Genomic DNA, 16,616 nt, shown 5'->3' on the forward strand with positions numbered 1-16,616 from the left:
TTCTTGAGTGTTTGCCGCACACTGGCAGCAGAAAAGTCGCGGTTCAATGTGATCTTGTGATAGCGTTCCCCCTTTATTAGGCATCTGTTAACCAAGAGCGCGCACCCTGCCCTTATGTGGTGGTGTGCGGTTTTCTTATTTGCTCTTTGGATAGGACCGTGTCTCGCGGGCCCTTGGCCGCGCGAGGCCGGCACATTCTTCCTGTCGACGGGACTGAACTCTGAGCCCGCTGCATCGCTGTATCTGGAATACGGTTTGGGCACCGACTGGACGGTCGGTGTCGACGCCTATGGTACTTGGAGCTACACGGGCCATGCTGCGGCCTTTGCCAGTCGATCTTTTGCCCTGCCGAGCGGCCTGCGATTTGCCACCGAAGCCGCTGTGGTTATGCGCTCTGACGGGATGGTTGCTCTGGATCCATGGGGGCAAGCCTATGGTTTGGATGTTTCAGGTCCCGATTTGCGCATTGGCGCGTCATTGGGGCGCGGGATTGATATTATGTCGGGCGGATGGGCGACGGCGGCGTCCTCGATGACCTTTGGGGATGTCCAGAGCCAGAAGTTTGAGCTAACCCTTGGCGTCTCGCCGTCGAAGTGGTCCAAAGTCTACGGACAACTGCAGGGCACGCATAACACTTGGGGGCAGATTTGGCGCGCAGAGACCGTCGCAGGGTTAAAAATCTCGGACTCTCACGAATTTTTACTTAGCTTTAACGCCCCGTTCGGAGAGGGCGAGACTAGGATCGGTTTGCAACTATGGCAAACCTTTTGAATGTTGTTGGAACAGCGACGGTAAGCTGCTTTGACCTAATGCCGTTTTGCAATAGAGTAGAAGCAAAAGCAGAACGGGCACCGCATGCGCAAACAACCTACGGTTTTGATCGGTCTGGGGGCCACCAAGTCGGGCACGACGTGGCTCTACCATTATCTTGCTGATCATCCTCAATGCCATGTGCGGTCGCGAAAAGAGTTGCATTACTTTGACAATCTTGACCCCGAAGGCTTGGAGAAAGAGCGCCAAAAGGTCGCCCGCAAAGCCGAAGAGCTTGGGCGCCGTGCGGAGATAGCCAAAGGCGGGATGCGAGCGCGGGTCCGCGAGCGTTTCGATGATGCGTTGGATTGGTTGCTGGTTCTAAACGAAGACGACGAAGATCGCGACTACGCCTATCTGTGTTTCCTCAAGGCTGGCCGTCAGGGTAAGCCGGTTGTGGCTGATATCACCCCGTCCTACGGAATTCAGCCCGAAGAAGTGTATCGCCGGATGATCGGCCTGACTGACGATGTCCGCTTTCTTTACCTAATGCGGGATCCGGTGGCGCGGTTATGGAGTCACGTGCGAATGAACGCCGAAAAGGCAAAGAAAAAGAAGCCGTTTGATGTGCACTGCGCAGAGATGCTGCAGTCGGCTTTGGATGGTGATTTGCCAGAAATGCGAGCGCGGGGTGACTATGCCACGGCCCTAGAGCGCGCGAGCACCTTGCCCGAGGGTAAATTTCTGGCAGTGTTCTATGAGGACATTTTTGAGAAGGATGGGCTGGAGCGGATTTGTGCGTTCGCTGGTCTGGACTATGTGCCCGCTGATCTGTCGGTCAAGCACCATGAAGGCAAGTCGCTGAAAATGACGGCGGAACAGGAACGCGCTGCGTTTGTAATCCTGCGCCCGCAATACGAGGCCGTCCGCGAGAAAATGGGCACCCTGCCCCGCAAGTGGCGGGACAGGGTTGAGCAATTTTCGACTTAATTAGATCGGCGCATCGACGCGCGTGGTCAATGTCACGCGCCCTTTGAGCGCTGTGGGCCAGACCAGTTTGATCTTGTCTCCGTCGGCACCTTGCTCGGTTTGGCTGTAGGGCGTCGCCCACGACACCGTACCTCCCGACGTCTTAAGGGGCCCCTCAGCGATCACTCCTTCGACAGATCGCGCACGGCCTTTGAACGGCAGATTCTCCCCACAGTCGACGGTCCACGTTTCTGCAGCCGTATTTTGATCGGCCTTGATAACGAGTGGGTTGCGGATTTGCGCGGTCACAGCGTTGAAGGCGTTTCCTTGGACCATCACGTTGTAGGTGCGGTCGAGTTCCAGCGTGGCAAAGGTCGTGTCAATTTCCTCGACCCGATCAATGTTGCCATTCAGCGCGCGAAAGACGTTGTTGCCCATGGTGAGACCATTCAGGAAATGACCGATCCCATGTGGCCGCAGGATCAGAAAACGGAACGCAGTGGACACGTCATTGACGGTAAAGATGTTGCCGTTGATGGTCAGGCCACCAAAGGAAAACTCGTCGCTTTGTTCAGGCGCTTGATCGTGCTCGTTGGCCCATAGGATGTAGTTGTTGTCGATATAGTTGCCTGTGATCGTAGTTTTGCAGTTGGTCTTACTCAGGATCAGTCCGGCAGAGCGGATGCCGTTCGACGCGCTGTCCCCTTGGAACCAGTGATTGCCAGAGATCATGTTGCCAGCACCCGCTAGTACAATGCTGTGCTTGAAATGCACGAAGCGATTGTCGCGAACCTTCACATCGTTGCCAGTTGCGTTCATCGCGATGCTGATGCGTTCAGGCACGGTCAGAGGGCTTTCGTCCGACAGAAATTGGCAACGGTCCACCATCATGCCCTGACATCCCTCGCCGGGCGAGGTTAATGCGCGGTTCTTCGGACGGGTGAACACACAATCCCGTATGTGCAATCCAATGCCCGCAGGCGCGATCATCAATCCGCTCGCACGTCCGTTACAGCGAAACTCAATATCCGACAGGCTGAACTTTGCCAGATTGCCAAAACCGCTGAAATCGAGCAGGTATTTATACCGCCGGAATGTAAAATTCTGTGTGCCCTCAGCATCGTAGAGCGGGCAGTTTAGCCGAACGGTGTTTGCGGCCACATCAACCGAGCGGACGTAGACCTCGCGTCCGACACCGACACCTTCGACCAACGCCCCGACGGGAATATTCGCAACATTCTCAACGCTTTCTAGAAAGTATGCGTTATCGGGATCATAGGTGGCGATCGAGGTCAGAACCTCATCGTCCCAATCCGGGGAATTGGCGGCTTCAATCTGCCCGTTCTTGATCACTCGGCGCGTCGCGTAGCTGTCACGATTGGGTACGGCTGCTTGCATATCGAGCGGCTCTGTCAATTGAACGCTTCGGCCGCCAAGGTCCAAGCTGTCGTGAGAGCCACTGTTAAGAAGTGCTTGAAAAGCTTTGGCAAAGCCCTGTGCTTCGGATCCAAAAGCGTCAGCGTAGGTCGGAAGGTCCAGATCGCGCTGTAGGATCAGAATTGCGTCGGTGGGCATAGTGATTTGGCCCGCAATGCGGACAGGGCTTTTGATCGTCACGCTATCGCCGAGCCAATATGTACCCGGTGAAACGTAAACCGCTCGGCCCTCGGCTGCATCATCAGCCGCCAGAAACGCGGGGGTATCGTCTGTCGTGCCATCGCCGACAGCACCAAAATCACGGACATCAACTGCGCCGACAAGCTGTGGCAGGAACAGCGCTGTCGCGTCTTCTATGATAACGTCGTCAATCCGTACAACACCACCGTTCCCGCCAGTCAGGTCGAAGCCAAACTGACCTTTGACAGCCCCCATGCCCCAAACCATGTCAACTCCAGCGCGGCTGCCCGTTCCGACAATCCCACTGATCTCCGTGATGTGGCCGTACTCGTTCAGTGCTTTCGAAGGGCCAATCGCGGTCAGCCCTGCAATCGCGGTGCCAGCCCTATCCACAGGGGTGCCCGCTACGCGCACTTCGGGCAAGGTGCCAGAAATCGCTTTGACCCGGATGCGGATGCGCAGATATCGGCCAGCGGCCATGTCGGTCGGAACGAGACAACGAACCCGCTGCGTGCTTGAAGTCTTCACAATCTCGAGACAGCTGCCGAAGTCCCCATCACCGGGCACAAGCGCGATGCCTCCGACGCTTTCGAGCGTATCATTGCTGCTTAGGCCATCGCCAGAAGACCAGTTGAAAAGACCGTCCGAAAAAGCAACGGGCATCAACTCGTCGGGCGTCATGTAGGCAATCGTCATGTGTTTTCCCTTTTTCCGCAGGGCGCGCAACTCGCGCGCTTTGGTCAAAGGGAAGTATCAACGGCGTCTTAACCCGAACTTGCGGCAGCGCACGCTTAGAGGTTCAGGCGATCGCGCCGTCAGAGTCCAGCAGGCGAACGCCGTCGATTTGCCATTCGTTTTCAATCTGGATCATCTTGTATTCCAGCACGTGCACCTTACCAGATCTGTCTTCGATCATGACGGGTTGGAAAACTCGTCCGTCGCGCTCTTCAATGTCCAAGAAGACCACGGCTCCGGGGCGCCAAACCATGGGATAGCCATGCTGCACCATGTGCCCGAACATCTCGGGATTGCGGAACACATTCTTGATGGTGGGGCTGGCGTAGTCATACGCCGTCGCAAAATCGTCGGACTTGAACGCGTCCAACTGGCTGCGGATGGTTTGACGGATGTCGTCTGATTGCGCGACCGCACCCATGGCCAGTCCTAGCCAGAGTGCCGCCGCAAGCGTGAGTGTTTTCATGGCACGCCTCCTCTCCTCTGATAGACGAGATAGCGCGCCATTTGGTTTCAGCCAGTACTAGCCGAGATCGCCCGCGAGGCCCTGTTCGATCAAAGAAGCGGTTTCGTTCAGGCCATACAGGGCTATAAAACCACCAAACCGCGGGCCTTGGCTTTGACCCAGCAGCACTTCGTAGATCGCCTTGAACCAGTCGCGGAGGTTCTCGAAGTTGTGCTCTTTGCCAACCGCGAACACGAGGCTTTGCAGCTCTTCAGCGTCGTTCGCGCCTTCATAGGACTTCAGACGAGCCAGCAGATCCTCAAGCGCTGCACGTTCCTGATCGTCGGGCGCGCGGAAGGTCTTCGTGGGCTTCACGAAATCATTGTAATAGCGCACGGCAAAACCGGCAGCCGCGTCCAGATCGGGATGGGTTTCCGCAGTCGCTTCAGGCGCGTACCGGCGGATAAAGCCCCACATGGTCTCTTTGTCCTGCGCACCAGCTGCCGACGCGAGGTTCAACAGCATCGAGAACGGAACGACCATTTTCGACTCGGGAACATTGCCGCCGTGGATGTGGAACACTGGGTTGTTCACCCGCTTGTCTGCGTCCTGATCGACATAGGCGCGCAGTTGCTGGTGATACTCGTCCATCGCCTTGGGGATCACGTCAAAGTGCATACGCTTTGCGGTTTTGGGCTTCTGGTACATGAAGTACGACAAGCTCTCGGTCGAGGCATAGGTCAGCCATTCGTCGATAGACAGGCCGTTGCCCTTGGACTTCGAAATTTTTTCTCCGCTCTGGTCAAGGAACAGCTCGTAGGTGAAGTGCTCGGGTGGACGCACGCCAAGAGTCCGACAGATGCCGTCATAGATCGGCGTATTGGTGCTGTGGTCCTTGCCGTACATCTCGAAGTCAACGGATAGAGCCGCCCAACGGGCGCCGAAGTCGGGCTTCCACTGCAGCTTCACGTTGCCGCCGGTGACTGGCAGGGTCCACTCTTTCCCATCTTCGTCATCGAACGTCACGGTGCCATTTGCTGCGTCCACATTTTTCATCGGCACGTACAGCACGCGGCCGGTTTCAGGGTGGATCGGCAAGAAGATCGAGTATGTCGCAGCACGCTCTTCGCGCAGAGACTTCAGCATGATCTTCATCAGGTCGTCGTACTTCTCAGCGGCGCGCAGTAGGATCTCGTCGAACTGACCAGACTTGTAAAACTCGGTCGCCGAATAGAATTCGTAGTCAAAACCAAACGTGTCGAGGAAACGGCGCAGCATCGCGTTGTTGTGTGCGCCAAAGCTGTCGAACTCCTCGAACGGGTCGGGGACGGCAGTCAGCGGCTTTTGGATGTTCGCGTGAAGCAGCTCTTGGTTCGGAACGTTCTCTGGCACTTTGCGCATGCCGTCCATGTCGTCCGAGAAACAGATCAGACGGGTCGGAATGTCGCTGATCAGCTCGAATGCGCGCCGGATCATCGTGGTGCGCGCGACCTCGCCAAAAGTGCCGATGTGCGGCAGACCCGACGGGCCGTAGCCGGTTTCGAACAGAACATAGCCCTTTTCCGGCGGCGCCTTTTCATAGCGTTTCAGCAGCCGGCGCGCTTCTTCAAAGGGCCAGGCTTTCGAACGCATCGCGGCTTCGCGCAGATCAGACATTTTCCGTTACTCCATCAATAGCGCGTCATTGTCGCGCGCAATTGTGCCCTCCCTATTGCGAGGGGGATCAGGCGTCAATATTCTCTGGTGACGAGGCCGAATTTGAAAGGACAGACCGTGACCGAAGACGTGCAACACATTATCAGCCCTCAGGACGCCCTCGTGGCGACCATGGTTGCGATTTCGGCCTCGGACGAGAATATGCGCACCGCTGAGCTGGTGGAAATTCAAAATGCGGTCAACATGTTACCTGTGTTCGCAGAATACGACACTGATCGCATTCCGCGCATCACTCAGTTGGTATTCGAGCTTTTTGAGCAGGAGGACGGATTGGATGCACTCTTTGGTCTGATCCGCGAGGCGTTGCCGAATAAGTTGAACGAAACAGCTTATGCTCTGGCCTGTGACGTGGCGGCTGCGGACGGCCATCTGTATGAGACGGAACTTCGCCTGCTAGAGGAAATGCGCTACGAGTTGAACATTGACCGCCTTCATGCCGCAGCGATTGAGCGGGGCGCGCGTGCGCGCCATATGACCGAATAGTCAGCTGTCGTAGACGACGCCCCAGCGGCGGATCAGGCTCTTTTGCAATGCTCGCGCCCGCCGGTTCCAAGCTCTGCCACCCGGCGGGTTTTCTTTTTGGTATTCGGTCAGGCTGTTGCGGCGTGGCAGATCGGCGGCAAATATCGCAAAAGTCAAATCGCGTCCGCCGGCCGTTGTTATGTAACCACCAAGACCACTTGCAAAGTTCAGGGTGCCTGTCTTGGCATGGACCTTCAGTAGATGTGTTGGAATTGGTTTTCCGTTCTTGTCCGGGATCGCGACCGGCTTCATCAAATCCGGCAGCAACCCTTGCTGAACGGGCCCCGCATAAGCCTGTGCGAGGCTTGATGCCGTCACGCGGGAAGCGTCGCCAAGCCCCGAATGATCCACAAACTTGCAGTCCTTCATCCCTAGACGCGCTTCGGCCCAAGCTGACATCAACCGTGCCGATGCGCGCAAGCTCCTCACTTGGCCATTGCGCTTGAGGCTGGCCGTCAGACCCACCACCTCTGCGGTGATGTTCGTTGAGTATTTTAAGCAATCCTTAACCACGTCGCGCAGAGGGGCGCTGCTGAGCTGCGCCAGAACGCTGCCGCTTGGTGCACCACGTGCGATCTTTGGTGCGGGCAGTTTGATCCCCTGACTGCGGGCAAACGTCTGGAAGACTTCGCCTGCGTAGAGTTCTGGCTTGCGCACAGGCAGCCAGCGCGCCCCACCGTTCCCCAAGGCACCGCTCGCGACCGTCCAAGCATCCGCGCCGCCCAAATCCTTGTAGCCAAAAACAGGGAGGTCGCGCTGGACGACACTGATCTTCGCCATGCTCACATCAGGGCGATATGCGTTTGACCGGGCATCCATAGTCAGCGCGTAGCCAGTGTTTGCACGACGCCACTCGAAATGGACGCGGTTATAATTCAGGTTCAACCCCGATACGGTTGGGTTGTATCCCGCGTGATCCGGTTGGTCGTCGTCGATCTGCAACTCGAAGGGGAGCGCGCCTCCATAAACCAGAAAACGGCCAGTGACCTCTCGGATACCTGCGGCCTTTAGCTGTTGGGCAAGATCTGCCAGCCCGTCTGTATCCAATGTTGGATCGCCGCCTCCTGCCAGAACCAGATCGCCTTGGACGACGCCGCCCGATACCGCGCCTACGGCAATGACGCGCGTATGAAAGCGATAACCCGCGCCCAATGTTTCGAGTGCGTAGATCGCGGTCACAGATTTCGCAACGCTGGCAGGGGGTAAGCCGCCAGCCACATCGCGCGCTTCTAGGATCTGACCGGTCTTGGCATCCGCGACGGCGTAAATCACCTGCCCCGAAATACCGGACTCTGCCAGCAGAGCGTCGGCTGCGGGCTTCGCCACTTTGGTTGCGTCGGCCGGACGCATTTGCGGGCGCAAAGATTGGACCAGCCCTGCGGCATTTGCCGTTCCGGCCTGAAGCGCGGTAGCCCCAAGGGCACCAACAAAGAAGCGACGGGAAATTGTCTGTACCATGCGCACACTAAAAACGCAGGGTTTTGCGGCGACAAGCTGAAAGTGACACTTGCCGGCCAGTTTTGCGGACACCGACGAAAAAGTGAAGCGGCCTAGTGCGGCCACCTGCCGGATTTGCGTAACTCGGTCGAGGATTCGCCACGCATCGGGATGTTCACAAAACACCAACGCGGCGCGGGTCCCTGCCCCAGTAGACGGCTGTCGCTCATGTCGAGCCTTGCCTTTTCGAACACCCGTGCCGTTTTGCTGAAACGGGCGGACATACGGTCGCCGGGACGGGCCAGAACGCCGACAGGAACCATCTTCATGATGTCTTGCCAGCGATCCCAACGATGGAACCCCGCCAGATTATCTGCACCCATGAGCCAGACAAACCGCGCTTGGGGCAGCAGAGTTTGCAGGCGCTTCAAAGTTTCGGCGGTATAACGGGTGCCGATCTGCGCCTCGAAGTCGGATATCTGGATCCGCGGGTGGTCCATAAGGCTCCGGGCCGCTGCTACGCGGTCCGCGATGGGCGCAGGCCCTTTTGCTTTCAACGGGTTGCCTGGACTCACCAGCCACCAGACCTGATCCAGCCCAAAGCGTTTCAGGGCCTCTCGCGTAATTTGTGCATGCCCCTCATGCGGCGGATCAAAAGACCCGCCAAGCAATCCGATCACCTGACCGGGCGCAACATAAGGCAAATTGTAAGGCATATACGCTTCCGTCAAAAACCGGCTCATAAACCCGAGCTAAGCGTAGAGTGTCAAGCCACGCGGACAACGGTCACAGTTTGGTCCCATCGAATTGCCGCTCCGCAACAGCTTTCTTTGATTGCTCCTGCGCGGCCCCTTGGATATGACTCGCGCCCAAACCCCAGATTACCTGCAAGGAGCGGAAGCCCATGGCATCCTATCAATACGTCTACCACATGGACGGCGTGTCCAAGACCTATCCCGGTGGCAAGAAGTGCTTTGAAAACATCCGCCTCTCGTTCCTGCCCGGCGTGAAGATCGGTGTGGTTGGCGTCAACGGCGCCGGTAAATCGACCTTGCTGCGCATCATGGCCGGCATCGACAAGGATTTCAGCGGTGAAGCTTGGGCGGCCGAAGGTGCGCGCGTTGGCTATCTGCCGCAGGAGCCCAAGCTGGACGAGTCGCTGAGCGTACGTGAGAACGTTATGCTCGCCGTGGCCGAGAAGAAGGGCAAGATCGACCGGTTCAACGAGATCGCCATGCAGATCGCCGAGGATTACACCGACGAGCTGATGGAAGAGATGACCGTCCTGCAGGACCAGATCGACGCAGAAAACCTGTGGGAACTGGACAGCCAGATTGACGTCGCTATGGAAGCCCTGCGCTGCCCGCCCGATGACGCGGACGTGTCCAAGCTATCTGGCGGTGAAAAGCGCCGCGTTGCGCTGTGCAAACTGCTGCTCGAAGCGCCCGATATGCTGCTGCTCGACGAACCGACCAACCACCTTGATGCGGAAACCATCGCGTGGTTGCAGCAGCACCTGATCGACTACAAAGGTACCATCCTCTGCGTCACTCACGACCGTTATTTCCTAGATGACATCACTGGCTGGATTCTGGAACTCGATCGCGGCCGCGGTATTCCCTACGAGGGCAACTACTCGGCGTGGCTCGAGCAGAAAGCCAAACGTCTTGAGCACGAAGCGCGCGAAGACAAAGCCAAGCAAAAAACTCTGGAACGCGAACTTGAGTGGATGCGTCAGGGCCAGAAAGCCCGTCAGGCGAAGTCCAAAGCGCGTATCGCGGCCTATAACGAAATGGCGAGCCAGTCCGAGCGTGAAAAGGTCGGCAAGGCACAGATCGTCATCCCGAACGGTCCCCGTCTCGGTTCCAAGGTTATCGAGGTCGAGAACATTCAGAAAGCCTATGGCGATAAGCTGCTGGTCGAAGGTCTGAACTTCTCGCTGCCGCCGGGTGGCATTGTTGGTGTGATCGGTCCGAACGGCGCCGGTAAATCGACCCTGTTCAAAATGCTGACCGGTCAGGAGCAGCCCGACAGCGGTTCGGTGACCTATGGTGACACGGTTAAATTGTCCTACGTGGACCAGTCGCGTGACGATCTGAACGCCGATGACACCGTGTGGGAAGCCATCTCTGGTGGTGCAGAGCTGATTGAACTGGGGGATGCCTCGGTGAACAGCCGCGCGTACTGCTCGTCCTTCAACTTCAAGGGCGGTGATCAGCAGAAGAAAGTCGGCCTGCTCTCGGGTGGTGAACGCAACCGCGTCCACATGGCTCGCCTGCTGAAAGAGGGCGGCAACGTTCTGCTGCTCGACGAACCGACCAACGACCTGGACGTGGAAACCCTGCGTGCTCTCGAAGATGCGCTGGTTGATTTCGCTGGCTGTGCGGTTGTTATTTCTCACGACCGTTTCTTCCTTGACCGGATTTGTACCCACATTCTGGCGTTCGAGGGCGAAGCCCACGTTGAATGGTTCGAAGGTAACTTCGAAGACTACGAAGAAGACAAGAAACGTCGCCTAGGGCCTGACGCGCTGGAGCCCAAGCGCATCAAACACAAAAAGTTCTCGCGCTGATCCGCGACATTTTCGGCAAAAAAACGCGAACCGGAGGTGCTGCAAAGCATCTCCGGTTTTGCATGGGTTGAACAGAGCGCCCGTCTGAAGCAATCTGTTTCTGTATTGTTATCAGTTTTCCGGAGTTTGCGATGCTTGCGTCGTCCAGATTTGTTCAGCAAATCACGATGATCCCTGGCGCGTTCCAGGCCATCTCTGCCCAAGATGAGTTATTCAACCACTGCGACACCAACGAATATATGTGGAGCGGTGACGGCGCCCGTCAGGTGCGTTGGGATTTCACCTTTGATCAGCCATTTGCCGCGCCGCCTGTTGTGTCGGCGGGCCTATCTGGGATGGACAGTTCCCAGTCAGAAAACCTGCGATTTAACATCCGCTGCACCGAGATTACCGCCGAAGGCTTCACCCTTCTGTTTGACACATGGGACAACACGCGGATCGCGCGTGCTGGTGTATCGTGGTCCGCGCACGGCATTGCGGTGGGCAAAGCGCGGGGCCCAATCGCCGCTAAAGCCAAGGATTAATCAGCGGGCTTTGTTCGCTAATTCAACCACATAGGGACCAAGATCGGCGACGATCTTGGCCACGCCCTCGGCATTGGGATGGATGCCGTCTGGCTGCATGTAGGTGCGGATGTTTTCTTCGATGATGCCATCTTCGGTAAGCGCATCGAAAAAGCTGTGATAATAGAGGGTGTCGTGCGCCTCTGCCAGCTCAGGGTACATGGACTCGAAAGCCTCTTTGTAGGCAGTGCCGTAATTAGAAGTGGCTGTCATGCCGACCAGCAGGACCTCCACGCCCCTTTCCTCGGCGGCCACCAGGATCCCCTCTAGGTTTGCGCGACTGACAGCAGGATCGATCCCGCGCAGCAAATCGTTGCCGCCCAACGCCACGATCATCGCGTCGACGTCATCGGTCAGCGTCCAGTCCACGCGGGAGAGCCCTCCTGCAGTGGTGTCGCCCGATACTCCAGCGTTCAAAACCTCGACATCCTCGCCACGCGCGGTCAGCCAGTCCTGCAATTGTGGGACAAAGCCCTCGCCCTGCGGCAGACCATAGCCTTGGGTTAGGCTGTCACCCAGAGCGGCAATAGTGACTTCGGCGGCAAGCGCGGACGTGGTTGTGCACACGCAAACAGCCAAAGCTGCGACCAAACTCTTGCTGCCGTTGCGAAAGGCCCCATATCCAACCGATATGCCTGAAAGGATTTGCGCTGACATGAGTACCTCCGTTCTTTCCCTCAAAGATGTGAGTTTGACGCTGGATGGCAATGCTGGTCCGGTCACAATCCTGCAAGACATCTCTCTTGAGGTCGAAAAAGGTGAGTCTCTAGCGTTGGTCGGACCATCGGGCTCGGGCAAGTCGTCGTTGCTGATGCTTCTTGGCGGTCTGGAGCGGGCAACGGAGGGCAAGATAACCTGTTTGGGCGAAGATCTGACCGCTATGAACGAAGATCGCCTTGCACGGTTTCGGCGCGATCACATGGGCGTTGTGTTCCAATCCTTTCACCTCATCCCAACCATGACAGCGCTAGAGAATGTTGCGACCCCGCTAGAGTTGGCTGGGGTTGCTGACGCAATGACTCGCGCCGCTGCAGAACTCGAGGCCGTCGGACTTGGCCACCGCTCTGGCCACTATCCTGGTCAAATGTCAGGCGGAGAGCAGCAGCGTGTCGCGCTTGCCCGCGCTGTCGCAACCCGCCCGAAAATTCTATTGGCCGATGAGCCAACAGGCAATCTGGATGGCGCCAACGGTGATGCCGTAATCAAACTTCTCTTCGACTTGCGCGATCGTCATGGCGCGACCCTGATCCTTGTGACCCATGCGCCGGAATTGGCAGGGCGCTGTGACCGTCAGCTTCGCCTCACCGATGGCAAGATTGTTCGGACGGAGCAGGCTGCATGAGCCTCCCCTTACCTCTTCGTTTCGCGTTTCGAGAACTGCGCGGCGGATTGCGCGGTTTTTACATTTTTCTAGCGTGTTTGGCGCTCGGGGTCGCAGCAATCGCAGCGGTCGGCACTGTCCGCAGTGCCATCAACCAAGGGATTTCCTCCGAAGGCGCGGCACTTTTGGGCGGTGACGCTGAGATTGAACTGACCTACCGCTCTGCCAGTGCAGATGAACTGGCGTGGATGGAGAGTGTGTCTGAAGCCCTATCCGCGATCGTCGATTTCAGATCGATGGCTGTTGCGGGCGAGGAACGCGGCCTGACGCAGGTGAAGGCCGTCGACAGCGCCTATCCGCTGGTTGGCGCGGTCCAGCTCTCACCTTCCATGCCACTTGAAGTTGCCTTGGCTGGCAATGGCTCTCTACCAGGCGGGATAATGGCGCCTGCTCTGATTGATCGACTTGGCCTGCAGGTCGGAGACAATTTTCTATTGGGCGATCAAGAATTTGTCTTGATGGCAGAATTGGTTAGAGAGCCTGATGATGCGGGGGCTGGCTTTGGCCTTGGCCCGCGCACCATCGTCAGGACACAGGATTTGGCTGCGTCGGGTCTGCTTACCCCCGGTTCGATTTATGAAACCGACTACCGGCTGCTGCTGCCCGAGGGCACCGATTTGGACGCCACACGCGAAATGGCCGAAGACACATTTTCTGGTGCAGGCATTCGTTGGCGGGACTCCCGCGATGGCGCGCCCGGCGTCTCGCGATTTGTAGACCGGCTCAGTTCATTTTTGGTGATCGTCGGCCTGTCGGGGCTCGCGGTTGGTGGGGTCGGTGTCTCGGCTGCAGTCAGGGCCTACTTGGCAGGGAAAACCGGCGTCATAGCCACGCTCAGGACTCTCGGGGCGAGCCGGCGTACGATCTTCTTAACCTACTTTCTGCAAATTGCGATTCTGAGCGCAGTTGGCATTACGCTTGGCCTCATTCTAGGGGCGGGCTTGCCACTTTTGCTCGCGCCGCTGATTGCAGAGAGCCTTCCTATTCCGGCCGTTTTCTCAATCTATTGGCCACCCTTGATTGAGGCTGCTCTTTACGGCACCCTCGCTGCGCTTCTGTTTACGCTCTGGCCCCTCGCCCGAACCGAAGAGGTCCGTCCCGCAACCCTTTTCCGTGACGCGATGGCGAGTGCGAAATTACTACCACGAGTTCCATATGTTATTGCTGCGGCACTTCTACTGGCGGCTTTGGTCGGCGCTGCGGTCGCCTTTTCTGCAGCGGCGGTACTTACTGTGTGGACGGCTGTCGGTATCGCGGGCGCTCTGTTCGTGCTGGCTTTGGCTGCGGCTGGAACGCGAAAATTAGCACGTGGGGCCAGCCACCGCCGACGTCAAACTGGTCCATTACGCTGGGCTCTCGCAGCGGTTGGTGGCCCGCAACAAGAGACCGGAGCTGTCATTCTGTCCTTGGGTTTGGGGTTGTCAGTGCTGGCTGCCGTTGGGCAAATCGACGGAAACCTGCGTAACGCGATTTCACGAGATCTTCCCGATGTGGCCCCAAGCTACTTTTTCGTGGATATCCAGCCCGATCAGCTTGATGGGTTCATGGAGCGCGTCACCAATGATCCGGCTGTAAGCCGTGTGGATACAGCGCCGATGCTGCGCGGCGTGATTACGCAAATTAATGGCATCCCTGCCCGCGAAGTCGCCCCTGACCACTGGGTGGTGCGAGGGGATCGCGGGATCACATATGCAGCAAAGCCGGACAGCCGCACAACCGTTACCCAAGGCAGCTTTTGGCCCGAAGATTACACCGGCGATCCACAAATTTCGTTCGCAGCCGAAGAGGCCGAGGAATTGGGGCTATCCCTTGGCGATACCCTGACTGTGAACGTCCTGGGACGTGATATCACAGGCACGATCACCAGTTTTCGCGACGTCGACTTTTCGACGGCGGGAATCGGCTTTGTCTTAACGATGAACCCGGCAGCGCTTTCAGGCGCGCCGCATACCCACATCGCGACGGTCTATGCGACCCAAGAAGCCGAGGGCGCGATTCTGCGCGATATTTCGACCGCCTATCCGAATGTGACTGCCATCGGCGTCAGGGACGCGATCAACCGGGTTGCAGAGGTCATGTCTGGTATTGCTGCGGCCACGTCATATGGCGCGGGCATGACCTTGCTCACGGGTTTCTTGGTGCTCATTGGCGCGTCCGCAGCGGGTGAGCGGGGTCGGACCTATGAGGCGGCAATCTTGAAAACGATTGGCGCGACCCGAAGGCAAATTCTCAATAGCTTTGCATTGCGCGCCATGCTGATGGGCGCTGCCGCAGGCGTGGTCGGCCTGATTGCTGGGATCGCAGCGGGTTGGAGCGTTAGCCATTTCGTGATGGAAACCGATTTCTCGGTAATTTGGTCCTCTGCCGTAATCATTATCGCTGGTGGGATCGGTGCGAACCTGATTGCGGGGCTCGCCTTTGCGTGGCGGCCATTGGCCGCGCGCCCTGCGGGGGTTCTGAGGGCGCGCGACTAAAGTCAGCGCGCTTTGACCGAGGTGAGTCCGCTTGCGAATTGAACAATGCCGGCCATTTGAAGGGCGCCGACCTGTCGCCCCACCTCGCGTCCGTTTCGAAATCCGATCATCGCGGGAATACCGCGGATGTTGTAGCGTCCGTTGACGGTCTGATGCTGTTCCGTATTCAGCTTGGCCAAGCGCACCGATCCCTTGAGACGTTCTGCCGCCATGCTAAATTGGGGCGCCATCGCGCGGCAGGGACCGCACCACGGTGCCCAAAAGTCGACGACCAAGGGCAGCGCAGTGTCCTGAGCCGCTTTTTGCAAGGTAGACGGGGTGATTTCGGCGACCTTGCCGGTAATCAGCCAGCCGCCGCACTTCCCGCATTTCGGGGTGTCACCCAATTTTTCTGGCGGGACGCGGTTGGGCGTACCGCAATCCAGGCAGGTCAGTCTATCGTTCTGTGCCATGCCATCCTCCGATATGTATATTCATGTAGTGATATGTATTTCGCACTGATTAGCTTCAATCCCTCTTGCGTGAGAACGGACGCCATCGCAACCAAGGCCGCATCGGGAGTTGACGTTTCTGTGCCAAAGCCCCACTTCTCGGGCCATGGCAGATCCATTCTTTTTCGGCTACGGCAGCCTAGTAAACCGAACCACTCACGTCTACGAGGACGCCCACCGCGCCAAAGCCTCTGGCTGGCGCCGGACTTGGCGGCACACGGCATTGCATCCGGCCCCATTTCTAACCGCAATCCCTTGCGAGAAAACGGAAATTGATGGGCTTATTGCCCACGTGCCTGGGGGCGATTGGGCGGCTCTGGATGCGCGCGAAGCTGGCTATGACCGTTTGCCTGCGACCCATCAGGTCACCCACCCCGTTGAGCGCGACATTGATGTGGCAATCTATTCGGTTCCTGAAAAGCTCGAGATACCTGACCTGCGGCATCCTATTCTGCTGAGCTATCTGGATGTGGTTATTCAGGGCTACCTACGCGAGTTCGGCGAGGCTGGTGCACTTCGGTTTTTCGAGACCACCGATGGTTGGGATGCCCCGATCAAGGATGATCGCAACACGCCCGAGTATCCGCGCCATAGAGTTCTAAGCGCCCAAGAGACTGATTTCGTTGATGCGCAACTTCGCGCTCTTGGCGTTGCTTCGATCGAAAAATAGGCGGAACCAAATCACGACCAGTGCGTTCTCTAAACATCAGTTATTTAAGGAGTTTGAGAGATGAACTGGGATATTGTTGAAGGTAAATGGGACCAATTCAAAGGTAGCGCCAAAGAGAAGTGGGGCGACATGACCGATGATGACGTCACCGAGATGGAAGGCAAGCGCGACAAAGTCGTGGGCAAGCTTCAGGAAAAGTACGGCTGGACCAAAGAGAAGGCGGAACAGGAAGCGGATGCTTTCCTGAGCGAGAACGCCTAAGCCTCAGATCAAT

General features: G+C 57.5%; 16 protein-coding genes. 9 read left to right on the plus strand and 7 right to left on the minus strand.

All coding sequences use genetic code 11. The features are described from left to right. The first annotated feature begins 255 nt into the window (after positions 1 to 255). Both N4A58_RS17680 and N4A58_RS17685 read left to right on the plus strand, forming a co-directional pair. Positions 256 to 771: a hypothetical protein gene (locus N4A58_RS17680; protein WP_293712052.1), complete on the plus strand. Its 516-nt coding sequence runs from the start codon at positions 256 to 258 to the stop codon at positions 769 to 771. An 84-nt stretch (positions 772 to 855) separates the two neighbouring features. Next, positions 856 to 1,740 carry a sulfotransferase gene (locus N4A58_RS17685; protein ID WP_293712054.1) on the plus strand — a complete coding sequence of 295 codons (885 nt, stop codon included), beginning with the start codon at positions 856 to 858 and terminating at the stop codon, positions 1,738 to 1,740. Here N4A58_RS17685 and N4A58_RS17690 read toward each other — a convergent pair whose 3' ends face one another. The 3 genes from N4A58_RS17690 to N4A58_RS17700 all read right to left on the minus strand — a co-directional run bounded on the left by N4A58_RS17690 (position 1,741) and on the right by N4A58_RS17700 (position 6,172). Continuing rightward, entirely contained in the window at positions 1,741 to 4,032 is a 2,292-nt protein-coding gene (locus N4A58_RS17690; RefSeq protein ID WP_293712056.1) for a glycosyl hydrolase family 28-related protein, read from the minus strand. A 103-nt stretch (positions 4,033 to 4,135) separates the two neighbouring features. Continuing rightward, positions 4,136 to 4,537 (minus strand): DUF4864 domain-containing protein, encoded by a 402-nt coding sequence (locus N4A58_RS17695; protein WP_293712058.1) that lies wholly within the window; start codon positions 4,535 to 4,537, stop codon positions 4,136 to 4,138. 57 nt (positions 4,538 to 4,594) lie between these two features. Beyond that, the gene (locus N4A58_RS17700) at positions 4,595 to 6,172 is read right to left on the minus strand and encodes a lysine--tRNA ligase (protein WP_293712060.1); all 1,578 of its coding nucleotides are present in this window, start codon (positions 6,170 to 6,172) and stop codon (positions 4,595 to 4,597) included. A 117-nt stretch (positions 6,173 to 6,289) separates the two neighbouring features. Between N4A58_RS17700 and N4A58_RS17705 the strand changes: the two genes are divergently transcribed. Then, on the plus strand, positions 6,290 to 6,715 hold the full coding sequence (locus N4A58_RS17705) for a tellurite resistance TerB family protein (RefSeq protein WP_072702477.1): 426 nt from the start codon (positions 6,290 to 6,292) through the stop codon (positions 6,713 to 6,715). Here the strand turns inward: N4A58_RS17705 and dacB are convergent, their stop codons facing one another. Next, positions 6,716 to 8,212, minus strand: a complete 1,497-nt coding sequence (dacB, locus tag N4A58_RS17710) for a D-alanyl-D-alanine carboxypeptidase/D-alanyl-D-alanine-endopeptidase (RefSeq protein WP_293712062.1) — start codon at positions 8,210 to 8,212, stop codon at positions 6,716 to 6,718. Positions 8,213 to 8,304: 92 nt separating this feature from the next. Next, positions 8,305 to 8,907 (minus strand): nicotinate-nucleotide adenylyltransferase, encoded by a 603-nt coding sequence (locus N4A58_RS17715; protein WP_293712065.1) that lies wholly within the window; start codon positions 8,905 to 8,907, stop codon positions 8,305 to 8,307. A gap of 188 nt (positions 8,908 to 9,095) precedes the next feature. Between N4A58_RS17715 and ettA the strand changes: the two genes are divergently transcribed. Then, on the plus strand, positions 9,096 to 10,763 hold the full coding sequence (ettA, locus tag N4A58_RS17720) for an energy-dependent translational throttle protein EttA (RefSeq protein WP_293712068.1): 1,668 nt from the start codon (positions 9,096 to 9,098) through the stop codon (positions 10,761 to 10,763). A gap of 131 nt (positions 10,764 to 10,894) precedes the next feature. Then, positions 10,895 to 11,287, plus strand: a complete 393-nt coding sequence (locus N4A58_RS17725; protein ID WP_083595525.1) for an H-type lectin domain-containing protein — start codon at positions 10,895 to 10,897, stop codon at positions 11,285 to 11,287. On the opposite strand, the gene N4A58_RS17730 is transcribed toward N4A58_RS17725, so the two are convergent. Next, a complete protein-coding gene (locus tag N4A58_RS17730; RefSeq protein ID WP_293712073.1) occupies positions 11,288 to 11,983 on the minus strand; it encodes an arylesterase in 696 nt (231 codons plus the stop codon). Here N4A58_RS17730 and N4A58_RS17735 point away from each other — a divergent pair. Together N4A58_RS17735 and N4A58_RS17740 are read left to right on the plus strand one after the other, a co-directional pair. Next, entirely contained in the window at positions 11,982 to 12,668 is a 687-nt protein-coding gene (locus tag N4A58_RS17735) for an ABC transporter ATP-binding protein (protein ID WP_293712076.1), read from the plus strand. The two genes, N4A58_RS17730 and N4A58_RS17735, sit on opposite strands and share 2 nt — an antisense overlap. Next, a complete protein-coding gene (locus N4A58_RS17740) occupies positions 12,665 to 15,181 on the plus strand; it encodes an FtsX-like permease family protein (RefSeq protein WP_293712079.1) in 2,517 nt (838 codons plus the stop codon). Before N4A58_RS17735 ends, N4A58_RS17740 begins: the two co-directional genes overlap by 4 nt. Before the next feature lie 2 nt (positions 15,182 to 15,183). Here N4A58_RS17740 and trxC read toward each other — a convergent pair whose 3' ends face one another. Beyond that, positions 15,184 to 15,633 carry a thioredoxin TrxC gene (gene trxC / locus N4A58_RS17745; RefSeq protein ID WP_293712082.1) on the minus strand — a complete coding sequence of 150 codons (450 nt, stop codon included), beginning with the start codon at positions 15,631 to 15,633 and terminating at the stop codon, positions 15,184 to 15,186. 145 nt (positions 15,634 to 15,778) lie between these two features. Here trxC and N4A58_RS17750 point away from each other — a divergent pair, with 145 nt between their 5' ends. Both N4A58_RS17750 and N4A58_RS17755 read left to right on the plus strand, forming a co-directional pair. Beyond that, positions 15,779 to 16,342, plus strand: a complete 564-nt coding sequence (locus tag N4A58_RS17750; RefSeq protein WP_293712085.1) for a gamma-glutamylcyclotransferase family protein — start codon at positions 15,779 to 15,781, stop codon at positions 16,340 to 16,342. Positions 16,343 to 16,402: 60 nt separating this feature from the next. Next, positions 16,403 to 16,603 carry a CsbD family protein gene (locus tag N4A58_RS17755; RefSeq protein ID WP_072702500.1) on the plus strand — a complete coding sequence of 67 codons (201 nt, stop codon included), beginning with the start codon at positions 16,403 to 16,405 and terminating at the stop codon, positions 16,601 to 16,603. Positions 16,604 to 16,616 lie beyond the last annotated feature (13 nt).

Origin of the sequence: Donghicola sp. (assembly GCF_025210255.1) — a bacterium.
Classification (GTDB): Bacteria; Pseudomonadota; Alphaproteobacteria; order Rhodobacterales; family Rhodobacteraceae; genus Donghicola; species Donghicola eburneus.

Bases quoted from the DNA above. Each gene is read 5' to 3' on its own strand.
- N4A58_RS17685 (WP_293712054.1), top strand. From the start codon at position 856: ATGCGCAAACAACCTACGGTTTTGATCGGTCTGGGGGCCACCAAGTCG.
- N4A58_RS17690 (WP_293712056.1), bottom strand. From the start codon at position 4,032: ATGACGATTGCCTACATGACGCCCGACGAGTTGATGCCCGTTGCTTTT.
- N4A58_RS17695 (WP_293712058.1), bottom strand. From the start codon at position 4,537: ATGAAAACACTCACGCTTGCGGCGGCACTCTGGCTAGGACTGGCCATG.
- N4A58_RS17700 (WP_293712060.1), bottom strand. From the start codon at position 6,172: ATGTCTGATCTGCGCGAAGCCGCGATGCGTTCGAAAGCCTGGCCCTTT.
- dacB (WP_293712062.1), bottom strand. From the start codon at position 8,212: ATGGTACAGACAATTTCCCGTCGCTTCTTTGTTGGTGCCCTTGGGGCT.
- N4A58_RS17715 (WP_293712065.1), bottom strand. From the start codon at position 8,907: ATGCCTTACAATTTGCCTTATGTTGCGCCCGGTCAGGTGATCGGATTG.
- ettA (WP_293712068.1), top strand. From the start codon at position 9,096: ATGGCATCCTATCAATACGTCTACCACATGGACGGCGTGTCCAAGACC.
- N4A58_RS17725 (WP_083595525.1), top strand. From the start codon at position 10,895: ATGCTTGCGTCGTCCAGATTTGTTCAGCAAATCACGATGATCCCTGGC.
- N4A58_RS17735 (WP_293712076.1), top strand. From the start codon at position 11,982: ATGAGTACCTCCGTTCTTTCCCTCAAAGATGTGAGTTTGACGCTGGAT.
- N4A58_RS17730 (WP_293712073.1), bottom strand. From the start codon at position 11,983: ATGTCAGCGCAAATCCTTTCAGGCATATCGGTTGGATATGGGGCCTTT.
- N4A58_RS17740 (WP_293712079.1), top strand. From the start codon at position 12,665: ATGAGCCTCCCCTTACCTCTTCGTTTCGCGTTTCGAGAACTGCGCGGC.
- trxC (WP_293712082.1), bottom strand. From the start codon at position 15,633: ATGGCACAGAACGATAGACTGACCTGCCTGGATTGCGGTACGCCCAAC.
- N4A58_RS17750 (WP_293712085.1), top strand. From the start codon at position 15,779: ATGGCAGATCCATTCTTTTTCGGCTACGGCAGCCTAGTAAACCGAACC.
- N4A58_RS17755 (WP_072702500.1), top strand. From the start codon at position 16,403: ATGAACTGGGATATTGTTGAAGGTAAATGGGACCAATTCAAAGGTAGC.